General features: G+C 65.9%; 20 protein-coding genes. 14 read left to right on the top strand and 6 right to left on the bottom strand.

The window, feature by feature from the left end:
• Positions 1-40: 40 nt before the first annotated feature.
• The 6 genes from F3H35_RS14180 to F3H35_RS14155 form a co-directional block, all read right to left on the bottom strand.
• Positions 41-1,060: a molybdopterin-binding protein gene (locus F3H35_RS14180; RefSeq protein ID WP_149780203.1), complete on the bottom strand. Its 1,020-nt coding sequence runs from the start codon at positions 1,058-1,060 to the stop codon at positions 41-43.
• Complete coding sequence (locus F3H35_RS14175; protein WP_149780202.1) at positions 1,057-2,043, bottom strand: XdhC family protein; 987 nt, start codon at positions 2,041-2,043, stop codon at positions 1,057-1,059. The genes F3H35_RS14180 and F3H35_RS14175 overlap by 4 nt, the downstream gene beginning before the upstream one ends.
• Positions 2,044-2,156: 113 nt before the next feature.
• Positions 2,157-2,738, bottom strand: coding sequence for a YeeE/YedE thiosulfate transporter family protein (locus tag F3H35_RS14170; RefSeq protein WP_149780201.1), 582 nt, complete (start codon positions 2,736-2,738; stop codon positions 2,157-2,159).
• A gap of 3 nt (positions 2,739-2,741) precedes the next feature.
• Positions 2,742-3,311 carry a YeeE/YedE thiosulfate transporter family protein gene (locus F3H35_RS14165; RefSeq protein WP_223228421.1) on the bottom strand — a complete coding sequence of 190 codons (570 nt, stop codon included), beginning with the start codon at positions 3,309-3,311 and terminating at the stop codon, positions 2,742-2,744.
• 177 nt (positions 3,312-3,488) lie between these two features.
• Entirely contained in the window at positions 3,489-4,751 is a 1,263-nt protein-coding gene (locus F3H35_RS14160) for a vWA domain-containing protein (protein WP_149780200.1), read from the bottom strand.
• 57 nt (positions 4,752-4,808) lie between these two features.
• A complete protein-coding gene (locus F3H35_RS14155; RefSeq protein ID WP_149780199.1) occupies positions 4,809-5,729 on the bottom strand; it encodes an AAA family ATPase in 921 nt (306 codons plus the stop codon).
• Between the two features lie 197 nt (positions 5,730-5,926).
• Between F3H35_RS14155 and F3H35_RS14150 the strand changes: the two genes are divergently transcribed.
• The 14 genes from F3H35_RS14150 to F3H35_RS14085 all read left to right on the top strand — a co-directional run bounded on the left by F3H35_RS14150 (position 5,927) and on the right by F3H35_RS14085 (position 19,625).
• Positions 5,927-6,889 (top strand): phosphoadenosine phosphosulfate reductase, encoded by a 963-nt coding sequence (locus tag F3H35_RS14150; RefSeq protein WP_149780198.1) that lies wholly within the window; start codon positions 5,927-5,929, stop codon positions 6,887-6,889.
• Positions 6,890-6,967: 78 nt separating this feature from the next.
• On the top strand, positions 6,968-8,011 hold the full coding sequence (gene pyrC / locus F3H35_RS14145) for a dihydroorotase (RefSeq protein ID WP_149780197.1): 1,044 nt from the start codon (positions 6,968-6,970) through the stop codon (positions 8,009-8,011).
• Between the two features lie 81 nt (positions 8,012-8,092).
• Positions 8,093-8,767, top strand: a complete 675-nt coding sequence (locus F3H35_RS14140; protein WP_149780196.1) for an orotate phosphoribosyltransferase — start codon at positions 8,093-8,095, stop codon at positions 8,765-8,767.
• A gap of 258 nt (positions 8,768-9,025) precedes the next feature.
• Positions 9,026-10,519 carry a replicative DNA helicase gene (locus tag F3H35_RS14135; RefSeq protein WP_149780195.1) on the top strand — a complete coding sequence of 498 codons (1,494 nt, stop codon included), beginning with the start codon at positions 9,026-9,028 and terminating at the stop codon, positions 10,517-10,519.
• A gap of 179 nt (positions 10,520-10,698) precedes the next feature.
• Positions 10,699-11,739 (top strand): alanine racemase, encoded by a 1,041-nt coding sequence (alr, locus tag F3H35_RS14130; protein ID WP_149780194.1) that lies wholly within the window; start codon positions 10,699-10,701, stop codon positions 11,737-11,739.
• On the top strand, positions 11,736-12,521 hold the full coding sequence (locus F3H35_RS14125; protein WP_149780193.1) for an MlaE family ABC transporter permease: 786 nt from the start codon (positions 11,736-11,738) through the stop codon (positions 12,519-12,521). The genes alr and F3H35_RS14125 overlap by 4 nt, the downstream gene beginning before the upstream one ends.
• The gene (locus F3H35_RS14120) at positions 12,518-13,264 is read left to right on the top strand and encodes an ABC transporter ATP-binding protein (protein ID WP_149780192.1); all 747 of its coding nucleotides are present in this window, start codon (positions 12,518-12,520) and stop codon (positions 13,262-13,264) included. The genes F3H35_RS14125 and F3H35_RS14120 overlap by 4 nt, the downstream gene beginning before the upstream one ends.
• Positions 13,265-13,287: 23 nt before the next feature.
• Complete coding sequence (locus F3H35_RS14115; RefSeq protein WP_149780191.1) at positions 13,288-13,734, top strand: paraquat-inducible protein A; 447 nt, start codon at positions 13,288-13,290, stop codon at positions 13,732-13,734.
• A 144-nt stretch (positions 13,735-13,878) separates the two neighbouring features.
• Complete coding sequence (locus F3H35_RS14110; protein WP_149780190.1) at positions 13,879-14,643, top strand: DNA repair protein; 765 nt, start codon at positions 13,879-13,881, stop codon at positions 14,641-14,643.
• Between the two features lie 51 nt (positions 14,644-14,694).
• Positions 14,695-16,059 (top strand): DNA repair protein RadA, encoded by a 1,365-nt coding sequence (gene radA, locus F3H35_RS14105; protein ID WP_149780189.1) that lies wholly within the window; start codon positions 14,695-14,697, stop codon positions 16,057-16,059.
• 28 nt (positions 16,060-16,087) lie between these two features.
• Positions 16,088-16,699 carry a CvpA family protein gene (locus tag F3H35_RS14100; protein WP_149780188.1) on the top strand — a complete coding sequence of 204 codons (612 nt, stop codon included), beginning with the start codon at positions 16,088-16,090 and terminating at the stop codon, positions 16,697-16,699.
• A gap of 35 nt (positions 16,700-16,734) precedes the next feature.
• Positions 16,735-17,181 (top strand): DMT family transporter, encoded by a 447-nt coding sequence (locus F3H35_RS14095; RefSeq protein WP_188129978.1) that lies wholly within the window; start codon positions 16,735-16,737, stop codon positions 17,179-17,181.
• A 269-nt stretch (positions 17,182-17,450) separates the two neighbouring features.
• On the top strand, positions 17,451-18,905 hold the full coding sequence (gene purF, locus F3H35_RS14090) for an amidophosphoribosyltransferase (protein WP_149780186.1): 1,455 nt from the start codon (positions 17,451-17,453) through the stop codon (positions 18,903-18,905).
• Between the two features lie 75 nt (positions 18,906-18,980).
• Positions 18,981-19,625: an SDR family NAD(P)-dependent oxidoreductase gene (locus tag F3H35_RS14085; RefSeq protein WP_149780185.1), complete on the top strand. Its 645-nt coding sequence runs from the start codon at positions 18,981-18,983 to the stop codon at positions 19,623-19,625.
• Positions 19,626-19,681: the final 56 nt, after the last annotated feature.

The following is a 19,681-nucleotide window of genomic DNA, read 5'->3' as shown; positions in this document are numbered from 1 at the left end:
TGAGTTAAGCACTTGTCCGCGCAGTTGAGAACCCAATTTTTCAACTATCGTCGCCGGGCTTGTCCGGCGGGGTGCCACGGGCGCGGCGTGGCTGGGGCCGGGTCGGGATTTCCTTGAGCAGACCGCCCACGCCCATGCGCGCGATCACCGCGCTGTCCACCGGCAGACCGCAGGCCACACGCGCCAGAACCCAGTCGGCGCCATGCAGCACCGGAGAGCGCGCGCTGCCCGGAAGCCCGATCACCGGACGGCTGTCGATGCTGCCCAGAAACAGCAGGTTTCCGGGATCGACCGGCAGGCCGAAGCGGGTCACCTGCCCGCCTGCCCTGCGCAGCGCTTCAGGGGCAGTGTCTTGCGGGTCGGAGGTGGCCGAGGCGGTGAGGATCAGCACGATCTCGCCGGTGGCGCGGGAAATGGCTTGGGCCAGGGCTGCCTCGTCATGTGCACAGCGCAAGGTCTCGGAGAGCCGCATGCCCAGCCCGGTCAGGCGGTTTTCCACCGCCTCCACGCCCTTGTCGCCCGGCCCGCCGGGAATTTCGGTCAGGATCAGGCTGGCATCGGCATGGACCGGCACCGCCAGCCGAATCGCGCCCCGCGCCAGATCGGCGGCCCGCGCCAGCGCCGCGCCCTCCACCCCGTAGGAGATGATCTTGACCGTCGCCACCATGCCGCCTGCCCGCAGCTGGTGATGGGGGGGCACCGTGGCCACGGTGATCATCGGGTCCACGGCATTTGCGGCATCGATCCTGTCCGCGTCGATCAGAACCACGCCCGGGGCGTCGGCGATCAGGTTCACGCGACCGGTAAAGGGCTGGGTCAGGTGGATGTTCGCGGCGCGGTCGAGCAGCGCCGAGGCCAGCGTTTCGGCGGCGGCATCCTCGTGAATGTCGTCGGGGCCAAGGCGGGCGACGGTCACCTCATGGATGTCTGCCGCGCGCAGATCGTCCAGATGCGCCGCTTGCAGCACCACGCCCTTGCGCAGCCGCCCCGACGGCAGTTGGAGCGAATGGGCGAGGATCGCGCCCTCGGCCTCGGTCAGGGGGACGGGGCCGAATTTCATGCCCCGCGCCTCAGCACCGCGATGATCTGCGCAAGGATGCTGACGGCGATCTCGGAGGGGCTGGCGGCGCCGATATCAAGCCCCACGGGGCCATGAATGCGGGCGATCCGGGCCTCGTCATAGCCCGCCGCGCGGAACCGCTCGACCCGCTTGGCATGGGTCCGGGTGGAGCCGAGCGCGCCGATATAGAACACGTCCGATGCAAGCGCCTGTTGCAGGGCGGGATCGTCAAGTTTGGGGTCATGGGTCAGCAGCACAAGCGCCGTGCGGGCATCGAGACCGAAGGCCTGCACGCCCTCGTCGGGCCAGTCGTTGAGGATCGTCTCGCCGGGAAAGCGCGCCGCATTGCCGAAACTTTCGCGCGGATCGATCAGCAGCGGATCGAAGCCCGCGATCCGCGCCATCGGCACCAGCGCCTGCGCGATATGCACCGCCCCCACGATGATCAGGCGCAAGGGCGGGTTGTGAATGGCCACGAAGGTCGCGCCATCCTCCTCGAAGCCCGACCGGTCCATGCGGAAGCGCTCGGCATGGCCGTCCCTTTCGAGCCGCCGCTCGGCGGTCAGCCCCGTGACATAGGCCACCGGCACACGGGATTGGCGGGCCAGCACCAGATCTTCCAGCAGTGCCACCGGCATCACAGGGCCAATGGGCTCCACCAGCACCCGGATTGTGCCGCCACAGGCCAGTCCCACGGCAAAGGCGTCGCCGTCGCTGACACCGTATTCCAGCATGACGGGCTTGCCCGCCTCGATTGCGTCCAGAGCCTCGGCCACCACGGCGCCTTCGACGCAGCCGCCCGAGACCGAGCCTGCGATCTCGCCCGCGCCCGAGATGGCCAGCTGACTGCCCACGCGGCGCGGAGCGCTGCCCCATGTCTCGACCACCGTGGCCAGCGCCGCGCCCTTGCCCGCGCGGTGCCACGCGAGGGCGGTTTCGGGGATGTCGTCAAATCTGTCGGTCGTCCTCTGGTCGGTCGTCATCGCGGGCCTCCTTGGGGCGCACTATGGGATGCGCGCTTGTGGGGCACAAACGAAAAAGGCCGCCCCCCGGGATGGGAGGGCGGCCCATCGGGCGCGCGCTCAAGCCTTGGGGGTCACTCGGCTGGCGCGACCGCCTGTCCCGCGCCGCGCAGACGCTCGGGCAGGACAAAGGCCACGGCGATGAACATCGCCCCCATCACGATCCCGACAATATCGCCGGAAATGGTCGTCAAGGCAGGGTAATCCGCGCCGGGAATCGCACCAAGTGTCAACTTGTCACCCTCCAGAAGGCCCGCCGCCTTCCACATCGGGTAGCTGACCATATAGGCCGCAGCGCCCAAGAGGCCGCCCGCGATGAAGAACCACGCGTCCTTGCGCCCGGTGGCCGCGGCACAGACGCCAGTGCCGGGGCAATAGCCCGACGCGGCCCAGCCCACGCCCAGCATCAGCCCGCCGATGAACACGCCCGCATAAGCGGTCTTGACGCTCATGTGGCCGACATCGACAAGCCCCGCCATCTGGCCTGCGAACATCAGCACCGAGGCGGTGCCGATCGCCAAAAGGATGGTCTTCATCAGGTGCAGATTGGTCAGGGACAGCATCTTGCCGATCCAGTTGGGATTGGTGGCGCCGATCCGGTCAAGCACCGCGCCGAACGCGGCGCCGATCACAAGTGCGAGCAGAATGGATGTCATGGCTCAGCCCTCTCTTTGATACATCATGATGGCGACGGGCACCGCAGCCGCAAAGGCGCCGGCGGCGAAGACATAGCCGGAGACGGCGGTCTGCATCATGCCGGACATCATGTGCCCCGAGGTGCAGCCCCCCGCCAGACGCGCGCCGTAGAGCACGATGAAGCCGCCCAGAAAGGCCATGCCATAGCGTTTCCAGGGCGTGTCACCGTAATTGGCATACCAGATCGCGGGCAGGCGGCGTTCCTCGCGCCCCACCCCGCCGCGCGCCATCGCCGAGGCGAATGCCCCGAGCGCCATGGCCAGCACGAAGACGAAGCTGTAATTGAGCGGGTTCATCGCGTTCTTGGCATAGACGCCGCCGGATTTGGCGAGATAGGCATTGGTCGAGGTAAAGCCCTCGTCGGTGGCGGTGATGAGACCGGGATTGGCCGCGTCCGCGATGATCGCATCGAGGATCACGAATTGCGTCGAGACGCCGATCGGCTTGACCAGCAGGACCGCGGCGAAGAACACCAGCCCCAGCAGGACACCGCCGGATTTCCAGTTCAGAACCATGGGAGTTCCTTTCGTCATGGCGTGACCGTTGTCACATTCTGGTTTACGAATATATCAGAAATTGAATGTATGCAATGATCCATGTCAATGCCCGCGTATCGGCGTGCATCGGCGCGCAGCGCTGCGGGCCTGTACCGGATACGGACGCGGACAGATTGAGCGACGCGTCAGCTGGGCAAGTTCAGGTGGGCAGGATCAATCGGAGAGCTGCGCCATGAGGCGGGCCTTTTCGCCCGCGTCATCGGGCCGCGATATGGCGGCGGCCAGCTCTTCGAGCGTGGCGATGGAATGGCCCGCGCGGAACGAATCCACATGCGGCAGCATCGCACGGATGCCGCTGGCCCGCGGCGCGAAGCCTTCCCAGCGGAGCAAAGGATTGAGCCAGATCAGCCGCCGGGCGCTCAGATGCAGGCGCTCCATTTCCTTGTCCAGCGCCTCGGGGGCGCCGCGATCCAGCCCGTCGGTGATGAGCAGCACCACCGCCCCCTGCCCCATGACCCGGCGCGACCAGTCGCGGTTGAAGGCGTGCAGACAGTCGCCGATCCGCGTGCCGCCTTCCCAGTCCTGTGCCTCCTGGCCCGCCGCCGCGAGCGCCGCATCGACATCGCGGGTGGCCAGATGCCGGGTGATGTTGGTGAGCCGCGTGCCGAAGGTGAAGGCATGGACCCTGGCCCAGCCCTGCCCCTTTTCATTGGCGACGGCATGGAGAAAATGCAAAACCATGCGGCTGTATTGGCTCATGGAACCTGAAATATCGCAAATCACCACCAAGTTGGGATAGCGCGGACGCGGCTTGAGCCGGTGGATGCGGTCCAGCTCGCCGCCGCGGCGCATGGCAGCGCGCAAAGTGCGGCGCGCGTCGATGCGGGTGCCTTGCGCATGGGCCATCCCGCGCCGCGAGGCCAGCGGTTTGACCGGCAGGCTGAGACGGGCCAGCATGCGCTTGGCGGCGGCCACCTCGGCGGTGGACATCTGTTCGAAATCGAGCCTGCGCAGCCGTTCCTCGGCGGACATCGTGGCCGAGGCGTCGATCTCGATCACGGTGTCCTCGTCGTCCTCATTGTCCTCTGACGCGGGCATCTCGGGCTCGATCCCGTCGAGCAGGGCTTCGGCGGCGCGTTTCTCGGCGGCCTGGGCCGTGCGATCCTCCTGCACGCCGCGAATGGCCGGCAGCATCATCGCCATCATATGTTCCATGTAGCGCGGGTCGCGCCAATAAAGGCGGAAGATCTGCGCAAACACCGCGCGATGTTCGGGCCGCGTGACGAGGCAGGCACGCAGGGTGTAGAAGAAATCGGTCTTCGAGGTGAAGCCCGCCGCCTCGACCGCGCGGATCGCATCGATCACCCGCCCCGTCCCCACCGGCAGCCCGGCCTTGCGCAGCGCCCGGGTGAAATGGACGATGTTATGCGTCAGCCGGGGATTGTCCGGCAGATCGAGCGCGGGATATTCAGGCATGCCACGGATCGGGGGCCAGCCCCCGAACCCCCGGGATATTTGGGGCCAGAAGAAACCTCATGCGGGACCAAGGCTGGCGCGAGCTTCGTCCAGCAGGCGCTTGGCTTCGGAACCCTGGAGTTTCTGGATGTCGTCCTGGTATTTCAGGATCGCGCCGAGCGTGTCGGCGATCACCTCGGGGCTGAGCGAGATCACGTCGAGCGCGAGCAGGCATTTGGCCCAGTCGATGGTTTCCGCGACGCCGGGTTTCTTGAACAGATCCTCGGTGCGCAAACGCTGCACGAAGGCCACCACCTCGCGGCTGAGGCTTTCGGCGGCTTCCGGCGCGCGGGCCTGAAGGATCTCGATCTCGCGGTCGAAGGACGGGTAGTCGACCCAGTGATAAAGGCAGCGGCGCTTGAGCGCGTCATGCACTTCGCGGGTGCGGTTGGAGGTCAGGATCACGATCGGCGGGGCGGGTGCCGCGATGGTGCCCAGTTCGGGGATGGTGACCTGAAAATCCGAAAGCGCCTCGAGCAGGAACGCCTCGAACGGCTCGTCGGTGCGGTCGAGCTCGTCGATGAGCAGCACCGGCGGGCCGCCATCCTGAGGCCGCATGGCCTGCAGGAGCGGGCGTTCGATGAGATAGTCTTCGGTGAAAAGCTCGTCCTTGAGGGCGATGCGGTCGGCGCCCGCCCCCTCGAACCCCATCGCCTCGGCGGTACGGATGGCAATCATCTGTTCGGCGAAGTTCCATTCATAGACCGCACTGGCGGAATCGAGACCCTCGTAGCATTGCAGGCGAATGAGGCGCCGGCCGAGACCTGCGGCGATGGCCTTGGCGATCTCGGTCTTGCCGACCCCGGCCTCGCCTTCCAGAAAGAGCGGCCGGCCAAGGGTGAGCGCCAGGAACACCACCGTGCCGAGCGCACGGTCGCAGACATAGCCCTGACCGGTCAGCATCGCCTGCACCTCGTCGATCGATCCCGGTGTGTTCATCTGCGCCTCCGCCCGTCCCATGCACTTTCGCCATGAAGTGCATGGCGGGCGGGGACACGTCAAGGTGCCGCACTTGGGCAAGGGTCAAAGACACGCCACAAAGCCCTTGGAATTTCCAAACTTTCGCCCAGATTGCAGCCTATCCCGACGGCAACAGAGCCGTTGTCAGCGGCCAGCGCCCTTGAGGATCAGACCCGATGCAGGACAGCCCGAACGCCTTCGACACCGCCTTGACCGGGCTCGAGTGGTCGCCCTGGCTGGAGGCGGCGGAGGATATGGTGGGCGAGGATGGCTATGTGGAGCGCCTCGGGCAGCGCCATGCGGCGATTTTCCTTGAGCAGAAACCCACCCTGCTGGTCAGTTTCGAGAGCCGCCAGTCATTGGCGGGCCTGTCGCGCAGCGAGCACCCGATGGGCTGGAGCATGGTGCGGGCGCTGGGCTGGTCGCATCTGTGCCTGCTCAGCGATGGCGAGACCTGGTTCCGGGACCGGACGGTCTATGGCTATTTCGACCGGCTGGTGGATGACGGGTTTTTCGACGAGTTCGAGACGGTGATCTTTTACGGCGAGGGGGCCTGCGGCTATGCGGCGGCGGCGTTTTCGGTGGCCGCCCCCGGCGCCAAGGTGGTGGCGCTGCGCCCGCAGGCCACGCTTGATCCGCGCATTTCGGAATGGGACGACCGCTATGCCGAGATGCGCCGGGTGGCCTTTGATGATCGCTATGGATATGCGCCCGACATGCTGGATGCGGCCGAACAGGCCTTTGTTATCTATGATCCCGAGATCGCGCTTGATGCGATGCATGCGGCACTGTTCACCCGCGCCAATGTCACGCAGTTCCGGGTGCGTTTCCTGGGCTCCAATCTCGAGCAGGCGCTTTGGGAGATGGATGTGCTCTTGCGCATTCTGGCGCAGGCCAGTTCCGGCAAGCTGAACCGGCTGAGCCTGGCGCGGCTGTTTCGGGCGCGGCGCGGATATCTGCCCTATCTCAAGCGGGTGCTGGCGCGGCTCGAGCGCGAGAACCGGCTTTACCTGATTGCGCTCTGGAGCCAGGCGGTGATGCGCGAAATACCGGGGCCGAGATTCCGCCGCGCGATGCGCAACGCCTTTGCCGCGGCCGAAACCCGGGGCCTGCCGATGCCGCCGCGCGAGATCGACTGACGCCACAAGGCCGGGCGCGCGCAGGTCACGCATTCGCACTCTGGCGGTGCGCCGCGCGATTGTGTAAAGCCTCGGCTCATGAGCGAGACCCTGACCCTGACCCGCCCCGATGACTGGCACCTGCATCTGCGCGATGGCGCGATGCTGCGCGCCGTGCTGCCTGAAACCACCCGGCATTTCGCGCGCGCCATCGTGATGCCCAATCTGGTGCCTCCGGTGGTGACCGCCGCCGATGCGCGCGCCTATCGCGACCGGATCCTTGCGGCCCTGCCCGAGGGGGCGGGTTTCACGCCGCTGATGACGCTTTACCTCACCGAAGAGACCGATCCCGCCGATCTGGTAAGCGCCCATGCCGAAGGGCTGATCACGGCGGTCAAGCTCTATCCCGCCGGGGCCACCACCAATTCGACCAGCGGCGTGCGCGATTTCGACAAGGTGCGCGGTGTGCTCGAGGCCATGGCCGAGGCCGGCTGCCCCTTGTGCGTGCATGGCGAAGTGACCGATCCTGCGGTCGACATCTTCGATCGCGAGGCGGTGTTCATCGACCGCGTGCTCGATCCGCTGCGCCGCGCCACGCCCGGTCTGCGCGTGATCATGGAGCATATCACCACCCGGGACGGCGTCGACTATGTCCGTTCGCAGGAGTGCGATCTGGGCGCAACGATCACCACGCATCACCTGATCATCAATCGCAACCATATCCTCGTGGGCGGGATCAAGCCGCATTACTATTGCCTGCCGGTGGCCAAGCGCGAAGTGCATCGGCTGGCGCTGCGGGAGGCCGCCACATCGGGCGATGCGCGGTTCTTTCTGGGGACCGACAGCGCGCCCCATACCGATGACGCGAAAGAAAGCGCCTGTGGCTGCGCGGGCTGTTTCACCGCCTCTAACACTATGGCGCTTCTGGCGCATGTCTTCGAGGAAGAAGGCGCGCTTGACCGGCTGGAGGGCTTCGCCTCGCGGCATGGGCCGGGCTTTTACGGCCTGCCGGTGAACAGCGATACGATCACGCTGGTGAAATCCGCCACGCCCACGCCGTTTCCGGCGCGGATCGAGACGGGCGATGGCCCGGTCACGGTGTTCGACCCCGGATTTCCCGTCCATTGGTCGGTCGCCGACTGAGCCGCGAACCATCGCACAGACACAGATACAGACACGGGTACGGCCCCCGACACTGACGCAGACAACAGGAGCAGATCCCGCATGATCCCCACCGCCTACCCCCCGCGCGAAGAGATCGCCCGCCTGACCGCCCGCATGCTGCTGGAAATCGGCGCGGTGCATTTCAACGCCGACGAGCCGTTCACGCTGGCCTCGGGGCTGCCCTCGCCCACCTATATCGATTGCCGCAAGCTGATCTCCTATCCGCGCATCCGTGCCACGCTGATGGATTTCCTGACCGTCACGGTGATGCGCGATGCGGGGCTCGAGGCGTTCGACAATATCGCCGGCGGCGAGACGGCGGGCATTCCCTTTGCCGCGCTGGTGGCCGAGCGCATGGCGCTGCCGATGAGCTATGTGCGCAAGAAGCCCAAAGGGTATGGGCGCAACGCCCGGATCGAGGGCGTGATGACCGAAGGCGACCGGGTGCTTCTGGTCGAGGATCTGACCACCGATGGGGGCTCGAAACTGAGCTTCGTGGATGCGATCCGCGAGACCGGTGCAAGCTGCGGGCATACGGCGGTGATCTTCTATTACGGGATCTTCCCCGACACCGAAAAGACCCTTGCCGATCATGGCGTGGCGCTGCACCACCTGTGCACATGGTGGGATGTGCTGGCCGAAGCGCGCGCGCAAGGCGCGTTCGATGCGGCGACCCTGTCGGCGGTCGAGGCGTTCCTGGGCGATCCGCGCGCCTGGCAGGAGGCGCGCCGCTGAGGCGAATCGGCTCAGGTCACGCGGCGGCGATGCGCCGCTGACCGCGCGTCGGGGCGCAAAAAACGCCCGGCTGCGTCCTATCTGTCACGCTGGCGCCGATCCGCTGGCTGCGCCACACAACATATTGACGCCAAGCCCCCTGACACGGCAATATGATGCGTCACCAGGATATCCACAAGCTATCCACAGCTTTGTTCCACGTTGCCGGCACGCCCGCACCGGGTTTATGACCGTCGGACAGCAAAATCGGGGGAGAGCATGAACGAGGTCACACGGTTCAACGCCACAGGCGCCCGGATCGACGACGCGGAGACGATGCCGCATTCGATCGAGGCCGAACAGCAATTGCTGGGCGCGCTGCTGACCAATAACGAGGTCTATGACCGCGTTGCCTCGATCATCAAGCCGCAGCATTTCTACGATCCCGTGCATCAGCGCATCTACGAGACCGCGGTGGCGCGGATCTCCAAGGGCAATCTGGCCTCTCCGGTGACGCTGCGCGCCTTTCTCGAGGATGACGAAGGGCTCAAGGAACTGGGCGGCCCGGCTTATCTCGCGCGCCTTGCGGGCGCCGCGATCAGCGCCTTTGCGGTGCGCGACTACGCGCAGATGATCCATGACATGGCGGTGCGCCGCGAATTGATCGCTTTGGGCCAGGAAATCGCCGGCAAGGCGGCGCGCGCCGATGTCGAAAGCGAACCGCGCGACCAGATTGTCGAGGCCGAACAGAAGCTCTACCAGCTGTCGGAACAGGGTCAGACCGAAAGCGGATTTCAAAGCTTTCTCAAGGCGGTAACCGACGCTGTTAATGTTGCCAACGCCGCCTATCAGCGCGATGGCGGGCTGGCGGGCATCTCGACCGGGCTGATCGACATGGACCGCAAGCTGGGCGGTCTGCACAAATCCGACCTGCTGATTCTCGCCGGGCGTCCCTCGATGGGCAAGACCTCGCTGGCCACCAACATCGCCTTCAACATCGCCAAGGCCTACAAGCGCGGCATCCGTCCCGACGGCACCGAAGGCACGATCGAAGGCGGCGTGGTGGGCTTTTACAGCCTCGAGATGAGCGCCGAACAGCTGGCCGCCCGGATCCTCTCCGAGGCCGCCGAGGTGCCCTCCGAACAGATCCGCCGCGGCGACATGACCGAACAGGAATTCCGCCGCTTCGTCGATGCCGCCAAATCGCTGGAATCCTGCCCGCTCTATATCGACGACACCGCCGCCCTGCCGATCAGCCAGCTGGCCGCCCGCGCCCGCCGCCTCAAGCGCACCCACGGGCTCGATGTGCTGATGGTGGACTACCTGCAGCTGGTGCGCCCGGCCTCGGCCAAGGACAGCCGCGTCAACGAGGTGAGCGAGATCACCCAGGGTCTCAAGGCCATCGCCAAGGAGCTCGACATCCCCGTGATCGCCCTCAGCCAGCTGTCGCGCCAGGTCGAATCGCGCGAGGACAAGCGCCCCCAGCTCAGCGACCTGCGCGAATCCGGCTCGATCGAACAGGATGCGGATGTGGTGATGTTCGTCTTCCGCGAGGAATATTACGCCGAACGCGAAAAACCCTCGGATGACCGGCTCGATGAAATCGCCGCCTGGCAGGAGCGCATGGAGCGGCTGCATGGCAAGGCCGAGGTCATCATCGGCAAGCAGCGTCACGGCCCGATCGGCTCGGTCGAGCTCAGCTTCGAGGGCCAGTTCACGCGCTTCGGCAACCTGGTCAAACCCTGGCAGCAGGGCGGCGACAGCGAATTCTGATCGTCACGGCGCTTTCTTCTGGCCTGAAATATCCCGGGGGAGTCGTTGAAATCCCCTATCCGGATTTCAACGACGGGGGCTGGCCCCCTGCCCGTCCCGCCAGGGTCGCGCCGCACCTGCCCGACCCGTGGCCCCTTTGCCACTTGACCCCGCCTCGTCCTGTGTCAAAACCCGGTAGCATGAGCACAGCACTCCTCACGATCGATCTCGACGCGATCCGCGCCAACTGGCGCGCGCTTGACGCGCTTGGCACATCGCAGACCGCGGCGGTGGTCAAGGCTGACGCCTATGGGCTGGACGCCGGCCGCGTGGCCCCTGTTCTGGCCGCGGCGGGCGCGCGGAGTTTCTTCGTGGCCGTGGCCGAGGAAGGCGCCGCCCTGCGCAAGGTGCTGGGGCCGGATGTGGCGATCAACGTGTTTTCCGGGCATATGGCGGGCGATGCCGAGCTGATCGGCGGCGCGGGGCTGGTGCCGATGCTCAATTCGGTCGATCAGATGATCCGCCACGCCGAGGCGCTGCCGGGCCATCCGTTCGGGGTGCAGCTCGACAGCGGGATGAACCGTCTCGGCATGGAGCCTTCGGAATGGGCGGCGGTGCGCGATGTGGCGCTTGACCAGTCCCCCACCCTCGTGATGAGCCATCTGGCCTGCGCCGACGAGCCGGATCATCCGATGAACCTCCAGCAATTGCAGGCATTCCGCGAGATGACCGAGGGCGTCACGGCCCCTTTGTGCCTGGCCAATACGGGCGGGATATTGATGGGGCCGGAGTATCATTTCGATCTGACGCGCCCCGGCATCGGGCTTTATGGTGGCCGCCCCTTCGAGGGCGCGCGCGCGGTGGTTACGCTGGATATCCCGGTGATCCAGTGCCGCGATCTGACGCCCGGGGAAACCGTGGGCTATGCCAACAGCTTCACCGCCACGCGCCCCACCCGTATCGCCACGATCGGCGCGGGCTATGCCGACGGGATCATCCGCGCCATGGGGCCGCGCAGCCATGTGCTGGCCGATGGCGTGCCCTGCCCGATTGCGGGGCGTATCTCGATGGACCTGATCGGCGTGGACATCACCGATCTGGGCCATGATCCCGAGCACCTGCAGCTTCTGGGGCCGACGCAAACGGTGGATGATCTGGCCGACAATGCCGGCACCATCGGCTATGAAATCCTGACCTCTCTGGGCGCGCGCTATGCGCGGCGCTATGTGGGCGGCGCATGAGGCTGATCCTCTCGCTTCTGGGGCGCCTGGGCGCGCAGGTGCTGGCGATGCTGGCCGCTGTGGGGCGTGTCACGCTCTTTGCGCTTGAGACGGTGACGCATCTGATGCGCCCGCCCTTTTATGCGCGTGAATTCGGCCATGCGCTGGTGCAGATCGGCTGGCTGTCGCTGCCCGTGGTGGGCATGACCGCACTGTTCACCGGCGGCGCGCTGGCGCTGCAGATCTATGCGGGCGGCGCCCGGTTCAACGCCGAAACGGTGGTGCCCTCGATCGTGGCGATCGGCCTCACGCGCGAGCTTGGCCCGGTCCTCGGCGGGCTGATGGTGGCGGCGCGCGTGGCCTCGTCCATCGCCGCCGAGATCGGCACGATGAAAGTCACCGAACAGATCGATGCGCTCACCACGCTCTCGACCAACCCGATGAAATACCTCACGCTGCCGCGCGTTCTGGCCGCCACCCTGGCGGTGCCGCTGCTGGTGGGTGTGGGCGATGTGATCGGGATCATGGGCGGGTTTCTGGTGGGCGTGGGGCGGCTCGATTTCGGGGCCGGCACCTATCTGCACAACACGATGGATTTTCTCGAGACATGGGATGTCGTGTCGGGCATGATCAAGGGCGCCGTCTTCGGCTTCATCGTGGCGCTGATGGGCTGCTATTACGGCATGAATTCGGGCCGCGGCGCCCAAGGCGTGGGGCGCGCCACCAAGGCGGCGGTGGTCGCGGCCTCGGTGCTGATCCTGGCATCCAACTATATCCTGACGGAGCTGTTCTTTTCCGCATGATCGAGCTTAGGGACGTTCACAAGGCCTTCGGGTCCAACCAGGTGTTGCGGGGGGTCGACCTGACCATTCCGTCGGGCACGTCCATGGTCATCATCGGCGGCTCGGGCACCGGCAAATCCGTGGCGCTGAAATGCGTGCTCGGCCTGATCCGGCATGACAGCGGGCAGATCCTTCTGGATGGTCAGGACGTGACACGCGCCGACCGCGATGCGTTCCTTGCGCGCTTCGGGATGCTGTTCCAAGGCGGCGCGCTGTTCGATTCGCTGCCTGTCTGGCAAAACGTGGCCTTCCGCCTGCTGCGCGGCTCGCTCAAGCGGCCACGGGCCGAGGCCCGCGAGATCGCCATCGAGAAACTGCGCCGCGTGGGGCTGACGCCCGAACAGGCCGACAAGTTCCCGGCCGAGCTGTCGGGGGGCATGCAAAAGCGCGTGGGGCTGGCCCGCGCGATCTGCGCCGAGCCCGAGATCATCTTCTTCGACGAGCCGACCACCGGGCTCGACCCGATCATGTCCGGCGTCATCAACGACCTCATTCGCGAGATCGTGACCGAGATGGGCGCCACCGCCATGACCATCACCCATGACATGACCTCGGTGCGGGCCATCGCCGACAATGTGGCGATGCTGCATGACGGGGTGATCAAATGGACCGGCCCGGTATCCGAGATGGACGACAGCGGCGATCCCTATCTGGATCAGTTCATCCACGGCCGCGCCACCGGCCCGATCGCGGCGGTCCGGTGAGCGCCGAGCCCCGCGCCGGACTCATGCTCAAAGCCGTCAATCTTGCCCTGCTGATCGCCTATCCCGTGGCATGGGCCGCCCCCCTGATGCGCGCGGGGCTGGACCTGCCGCTGTTCGGCCTGTCGGAAATCAGTGTCCTGTCGGGCCTGCGCAGCCTGTGGCAGACCGATATGGCGCTGGCGGCTGTGGTCACGCTCTTTGCGCTGGTGGCGCCTTACGTCAAGACGCTGGGTCTGGCGCTCGTGCATTTCGGGCGCATGCCGCGCCGGGGGCTGGCGGCGCTGCAGGTCATGGGCAAGCTGGCGATGGCGGATATCTTCCTGATCGCGCTCTATATCACCGTGGTCAAGGGCATCGGGCTGGCCCGGATCGAGACGGCCTGGGGGCTTTATCTCTTTTCGGGCTGCGTCATCGCCTCGCTCATCATCGGCTGGCGGACAGACAGGCCGGGCGCGACGCGGGTCACCTGACACGGGCTGTCGCGCGCGGGGCGCGGCGCAAGCGCAACATCTGCGTCATTCCCGCCTGTTCAGCCGCAGGCTCGCCCGAAAGTTGACGACATTCAGCAAAAACCCGCTTATAGATAAAAGCATGTCTTTCTGGGGGGAAAGGTCATGTTTGATCGGTTGCATACGTTTTTCATTTTGACTCAGACCCTGCTGCAGCGGCTTGCGATGGTCGTGTTTGTCATCGCTGCGCTGACACTTGCAACGCTCACAGTTCTGGCCGCATTGGGCCATGCGCCCTGGCTGGAATTCACCGTCCATATCGGCGGCACGCCTTACGATCAGGCCGGGCGCGTGGCGCAGATCGCCGTCACCGGGCTGGCGGTGCTGCTCTGTGTCTACCTGCCCTCCAACTGGCGCATCCTGCGGCTGGAAAGCTCGCACCGGCGATTCGAGATCGGGATGCGCGATGTGGCCCGCGCCTATGCCATGGCCCATGCCGCCGACCGCGAAGGACTGTTTCAGCTCAGCTCCGAGTTCGACGCCGTGCGCGAACGGCTCGCCTATCTGCGCGATCATCCAGATCTGGGCGCGCTGGAACCCGCCCTGCTCGAGGTGGCGGCCCAGATGTCGCATATCAGCCGCGAGCTGGCCGAGGTCTATTCCGACGACCGCGTGGCGCGCGCCCGCGCCTTCCTGACCCAACGCCAGCAAGAGGTCGAGGCGTTCAATGCAAGGCTCGAGCAGGCCAAACAGACCTGCCGCGAATTGAAGCACTGGGCGCATCAGGTCGAGCTGGAGGAAAGCGTCGCGGTCAGCCAGTTGACCCGCCTGCGCGACGAGCTGCATGCCATCCTGCCCGAAATGGGGCTCGAGGATACCGTGGGTCCCGATGGCAGGATCGTGGATATCGCCAAGAAGGCCGCCGAATAGCCGCTGCAATAGGGGTTTGACGGCCCCTGCCCCTTGGGGCATGACGGATCCATGGCGAAAACAACCTCCTTTTCCTGCACGGCTTGCGGCGCGTCCTTTTCCAAGTGGTCGGGGCGCTGCGATGCCTGCGGCGAATGGAACTGCATCGCGGAAGAGGCGCCGCTGTCCACCGGCCCGGCCTCGAAGTCGCTTGGCGCCAAGCGCGGCACGCCGATCACCCTGAGCGATCTTTCGTCGGAAGAGGCGCCGCCACCCCGCACCGTCTCGGGGCTGGGAGAGCTGGACCGCGTTCTGGGGGGCGGGCTGGTGCCGGCCAGTGCGATCCTTGTGGGCGGCGATCCCGGCATCGGCAAATCCACGCTGCTCTTGCAGGCCGCCGCGCGCTTTGCGCAGGCAGGGCTCAAGACGATCTATGTCTCGGGCGAAGAGGCCAGCGCCCAGGTGCGGATGCGGGCGGGGCGGCTGGGTCTGGCCGAGGCGCCGGTCAAGCTGGCCGCGGCCACCTCGTTGCGCGACATCCTGACCACGCTCGAGGCCGAGGCGCCGGACCTCGTGATCATCGACTCGATCCAGACGGTCTGGGCCGATCACGTCGACAGCGCCCCCGGCAGCGTGTCTCAGGTGCGCGCGGCGGCCCATGAGCTGACCAGCTTCGCCAAGCGCAAGGGCGCGTCGGTGGTGCTGGTGGGCCATGTCACAAAGGAAGGCCAGATCGCAGGCCCCCGCGTGGTCGAGCATATGGTCGACACGGTGCTCTATTTCGAAGGCGAACGCGGCCACCAGTTCCGCATCCTGCGCAGCGTCAAGAACCGCTTCGGCCCCGCCGACGAGATCGGGGTGTTCGAGATGACGGGTGGCGGGCTGGCCGAGGTGGCCAACCCCTCCGAGCTGTTCCTGTCGGGGCGCGGCGATCCGGCCCCCGGCTCGGTGGTCTTTGCCGGGATCGAGGGCACCCGCCCCGTGCTGGTCGAGATGCAGGCGCTGGTGGCCCCCACCCCGCATTCGCAACCCCGCCGCGCGGTCGTGGGCTGGGATGGCGGGCGGCTGGCGATGATCCTCGCCGTGCTCGAGGCGCGCTGCGGCATCCCCTTTGCGGGCCTCGATGTCTATCTCAACGTCGCGGGTGGCATCAAGATTTCCGAACCCGCCGCCGATCTGGCCGTCGCCGCCGCCCTGCTGAGCGCACGCGAGGATACCAGCCTGCCCGCAGAAACGGTGATTTTCGGTGAAATCAGCCTCTCGGGCGCGCTGCGCCCGGTGGGTCAGATGGAAAACAGGTTGAAAGAAGCGCGAAAACTTGGTTTCACGTCTGCAATCCTGCCATCCGGGGGAAAACCCGGCGGCAGTGGCGGACTTGCGCTTACCCGCATGGGTGATCTGACCGCCTTCGTGGGTGAGGTATTCGGCGCAGGGTAAGTGCCGCAAAAGACAGGACGGAAGATACATGGACGGTTTCACCATCATCGACGGCGTCGTGGCGCTGGTCATCGTCTTGTCGGCTTTGCTGGCCTATTCGCGCGGCATTGTCCGCGAGTCGCTGGCCATCGCAGGCTGGATCGTCGCGGGCATTCTGGCCTTCATGTTCGCCCCGCAGGTCGAACCGCTGGTCAAGGAAGTGCCTGTGGTGGGCGATTTCATCGCCGACAGCTGCGAATTGTCGATGATCGGGGCGTTCGCGGTGGTGTTTGCCGTGGCCCTCATCGCGGCCTCGCTCATCACGCCGGTGTTTTCGTCGCTCGTGCAACGCTCGGCGCTTGGCGGGCTGGATCAGGGGCTTGGCTTTCTCTTCGGCGTGGTGCGCGGCGTGCTGCTGGTGGCCATCGCCTATTTCGTCTATGAAACCGTCGTCACGAGCCAAAGTATCGCGATCGTCGATGACAGCCGCTCGGCGCGGGTGTTCAGCCAGATGACCGGCAAGATCGAGGACGGCAATCCCGAACGCGCGCTTGGCTGGATCACCCTGCAATACGAAGAGCTTGTGGGCGCCTGCGACGCCCCCGCAACACCGGCCCCCGCCACGGACACCTCGACAACCGCCCCCGCCCCGACCGAGTAACGCGGCCCGGCGCGGCAAGACCCACAGGACAGATCATGCCCCAGACCCCTGCCCTTGCCATGATCCTCGTCGCGGTCGCCGGGGCGGCGATCGCGCTGCAATCGCCGATCAATGCCGCCCTTGGACGCCAGATCGGCAGCACGCTTGGCGCGGCCACGATTTCCTTCGGCGTGGGCTTTGTTCTGTTGCTGGCGATCACGGTGATCTATGGCGACGGCGCGCGGCTCGCCCATGCGCTGCAAGCCCCGCTCGTCTTGCTGACCGGCGGTATCCTCGGGGCGTTTCTGGTTTGGGCGACGCTCTGGTCGGTGCCGGTGCTGGGGGTGCTGACCCTGACGGCGGTTCTGATCCTCGGTCAGATCGTGGCGGCTCTGGTGATCGACCATATGGGGCTTTTCGGGCTGGTGGCCCGCGATATTTCCCTCACCCGTGTGCTGGCGGCTGGTCTGGTGGGCGCGGGTGTGATCCTGTCGCGCTTCTGATCCCCCGCTTAACGCTACGTAAAAGCGTTTCGCGAAAAACCCGGCTCACAGAGTTTCGCGACATGCAGTGCTCCCTTCAATCGTTGCGCGCGTTCCGCCTGTCGCTGATGCCTCAGGTTAAAGGCGGAACGCTTTAACCAAAGCGCAGGCCGGATGATCGCGGATCCAATCGAAAGATGATGTGATAGTTTCGTGACAAGTGCGGTCGCAGCCCTTATCTAGGGGGCGACCGCGTGATCGGGATTCGGAGCTGCACCTTGTCCAAGCACATGCCACCCGCCCATCCTTTCGACGATGACAAGCTGAAGGAAGAGTGCGGAATTTACGGTGTGATCGGGTTGACCGACGCATCGAACTTCGTGGCCCTCGGGCTGCATGCCTTGCAACATCGCGGACAGGAAGCAGGCGGGATCGTCTGTTACCATCCCGACCACGGGTTCAATTCGGCCCGGCGGTTCGGCTATGTGCGCGACAATTTCACCAAGCAATCGCTGATGGAAACCCTGCCCGGCCCGCTGGCCATCGGGCATGTGCGCTATTCCACCGCCGGCTCCAAGGGCCAGACGCAGATCCGCGACGTACAGCCCTTCTTCGGCGAGTTTGCCATGGGCGGTGCGGCGATCGCGCATAACGGCAACATCACCAATGCCGAAGCCCTGCGCCGCGAATTGATCGAGCGCGGGTCGATCTTCCAGTCCAGCTCGGACAGCGAATGCATCATCCACCTGATGGCCCGCTCGCTGCAGCGCACCATCCCGGAACGCATGGAAGATGCGCTGCGCCGGGTCGAAGGCGCGTTCTCGGTCGTGGCGATGACACGCACCAAGCTGATCGGGGTGCGCGATCCTCTGGGCGTGCGCCCGCTGGTGCTGGGTCAGTTGGGCGATGGCTGGGTGCTGTCGTCGGAAACCTGCGCGCTCGACATCATCGGGGCCAAGTTCGTCCGCGAGATCGAGCCCGGCGAAATGGTCGTGATCTCGGATAGTGGCGTCGACAGCCGCTTCCCCTTCCGGCCGCAGAAATCGCGCTTCTGCATTTTCGAGCATGTGTATTTCTCGCGTCCCGATTCGATCATCGGCGGGCGCTCGGTCTATGAGACGCGCCGCCAGATCGGTGTGGAACTGGCCAAGGAAAGCCCGGTGGACGCCGATCTGGTCTGTCCCGTTCCCGACAGCGGCACGCCCGCCGCCATCGGCTTCAGCCAGCAATCGGGCATTCCCTATGCGATGGGGATCATCCGCAACCAGTATATGGGCCGGACCTTCATCGAACCCACCGAGCAGATCCGCAACATGGGTGTGCGGCTCAAGCTCAACGTGAACCGCGCCCTGATCCAGGGAAAGCGCGTGATCCTCGTGGATGACAGCGTGGTGCGCGGCACCACCAGCCGCAAGATCAAGGAGATGATCCTCGATGCCGGCGCCGCCGAGGTGCATTTCCGCATCGCCTCGCCGCCGACCGCGTGGCCCTGTTTTTACGGCGTGGACACGCCACAGCGCGAAAAGCTTCTGGCCGCCACCATGTCCGAGGACGAGATGCGCGAGCATCTGGCCGTGGACAGCCTCAAGTTCATCTCGCTCGACGGGCTGTACCGCGCCGTGGGCGAGGCTTCGGGACGCAACAAGGCCTGCCCGCAATATTGCGATGCCTGTTTCTCGGGGGATTACCCCGTGGCCCCATCGGACCAGATCAAGAACGGGTTCGAGTTGAAGGCCGCGGAATAAGCCGATGCCGCCCTTTGCCGCCCCGGTTCCCGGTTTGCGCTTGACCTCGGGCCGATTTGTGACAAACCCCGTGCCATGACAGAGCAGATCGCCCTTATCACCGGCGCGTCGCGCGGCCTTGGTTTTGCCATGGCCGAGGCGTTGGCCGACAGCTACCACATCGTCGCCGTCGGGCGCACCACCGGTGCGCTCGAAGAGCTGGATGACCGCATTCAGGCCAAGGGCGGCTCGGCCACCCTCGCGCCGATGGATATCACCAAGACCGATGCCATGCGCCAGCTCTGCCGCTCGATCCATGACCGTTGGGGCGGCCTTGCGCTTTGGGTGCATACGGCGGTTTACGCCTCGCCGATGATGCCAGCCGCGCATCTCGACGAAAAGGACTGGGCGAAATCGGTCGATGTCAACGTGACCGCCACGGGCCAGCTCATTCCCTTCATCGCGCCGCTTCTGGGCACCACCGGGCAGGCCGTGTTCTTCGAGGATGACCGCGCCGGGCAGAAATTCTTCGGCCCTTACGGCGCCACCAAGGCCGCGCAGATCGCGCTCGCGCGCAGTTGGGCCGCCGAAACGGTGCGCACCGGACCGCAGGTGCATGTGCTCCAGCCCGCGCCGATGTCCACCGCCGTGCGCGCCCGCTTCTTCCCCGGCGAGGATCGCGCGCCGCTGGCCTCGGCCACCGATGAGGCGCATCGCCTGCTGGCTGCGCTGCGCGGCTGACACACCTGCCCGACGCGACTTTCGCAAACGCTTGCCGCAGGCAAGGCCCCCGGATA

It is taken from the genome of Roseovarius litoreus, assembly GCF_900142765.1.
GTDB lineage: Bacteria > Pseudomonadota > Alphaproteobacteria > Rhodobacterales > Rhodobacteraceae > Roseovarius > Roseovarius litoreus.
The sequence above is the reverse complement of the archived record's forward strand: the minus strand, read 5'-3'. Positions and strand labels throughout refer to the sequence as shown.

Bases quoted from the DNA above. Each gene is read 5' to 3' on its own strand.
- F3H35_RS14085 (WP_149780185.1), top strand. From the start codon at position 18,981: ATGACAGAGCAGATCGCCCTTATCACCGGCGCGTCGCGCGGCCTTGGT.
- F3H35_RS14160 (WP_149780200.1), bottom strand. From the start codon at position 4,751: ATGCCTGAATATCCCGCGCTCGATCTGCCGGACAATCCCCGGCTGACG.
- F3H35_RS14155 (WP_149780199.1), bottom strand. From the start codon at position 5,729: ATGAACACACCGGGATCGATCGACGAGGTGCAGGCGATGCTGACCGGT.
- F3H35_RS14170 (WP_149780201.1), bottom strand. From the start codon at position 2,738: ATGACATCCATTCTGCTCGCACTTGTGATCGGCGCCGCGTTCGGCGCG.
- purF (WP_149780186.1), top strand. From the start codon at position 17,451: ATGCCACCCGCCCATCCTTTCGACGATGACAAGCTGAAGGAAGAGTGC.
- F3H35_RS14140 (WP_149780196.1), top strand. From the start codon at position 8,093: ATGATCCCCACCGCCTACCCCCCGCGCGAAGAGATCGCCCGCCTGACC.
- F3H35_RS14095 (WP_188129978.1), top strand. From the start codon at position 16,735: ATGCCCCAGACCCCTGCCCTTGCCATGATCCTCGTCGCGGTCGCCGGG.
- radA (WP_149780189.1), top strand. From the start codon at position 14,695: ATGGCGAAAACAACCTCCTTTTCCTGCACGGCTTGCGGCGCGTCCTTT.
- F3H35_RS14125 (WP_149780193.1), top strand. From the start codon at position 11,736: ATGAGGCTGATCCTCTCGCTTCTGGGGCGCCTGGGCGCGCAGGTGCTG.
- F3H35_RS14110 (WP_149780190.1), top strand. From the start codon at position 13,879: ATGTTTGATCGGTTGCATACGTTTTTCATTTTGACTCAGACCCTGCTG.
- F3H35_RS14100 (WP_149780188.1), top strand. From the start codon at position 16,088: ATGGACGGTTTCACCATCATCGACGGCGTCGTGGCGCTGGTCATCGTC.
- alr (WP_149780194.1), top strand. From the start codon at position 10,699: ATGAGCACAGCACTCCTCACGATCGATCTCGACGCGATCCGCGCCAAC.
- F3H35_RS14180 (WP_149780203.1), bottom strand. From the start codon at position 1,060: ATGAAATTCGGCCCCGTCCCCCTGACCGAGGCCGAGGGCGCGATCCTC.
- F3H35_RS14135 (WP_149780195.1), top strand. From the start codon at position 9,026: ATGAACGAGGTCACACGGTTCAACGCCACAGGCGCCCGGATCGACGAC.
- F3H35_RS14120 (WP_149780192.1), top strand. From the start codon at position 12,518: ATGATCGAGCTTAGGGACGTTCACAAGGCCTTCGGGTCCAACCAGGTG.
- F3H35_RS14150 (WP_149780198.1), top strand. From the start codon at position 5,927: ATGCAGGACAGCCCGAACGCCTTCGACACCGCCTTGACCGGGCTCGAG.
- F3H35_RS14115 (WP_149780191.1), top strand. From the start codon at position 13,288: ATGCTCAAAGCCGTCAATCTTGCCCTGCTGATCGCCTATCCCGTGGCA.
- pyrC (WP_149780197.1), top strand. From the start codon at position 6,968: ATGAGCGAGACCCTGACCCTGACCCGCCCCGATGACTGGCACCTGCAT.
- F3H35_RS14165 (WP_223228421.1), bottom strand. From the start codon at position 3,311: ATGACGAAAGGAACTCCCATGGTTCTGAACTGGAAATCCGGCGGTGTC.
- F3H35_RS14175 (WP_149780202.1), bottom strand. From the start codon at position 2,043: ATGACGACCGACCAGAGGACGACCGACAGATTTGACGACATCCCCGAA.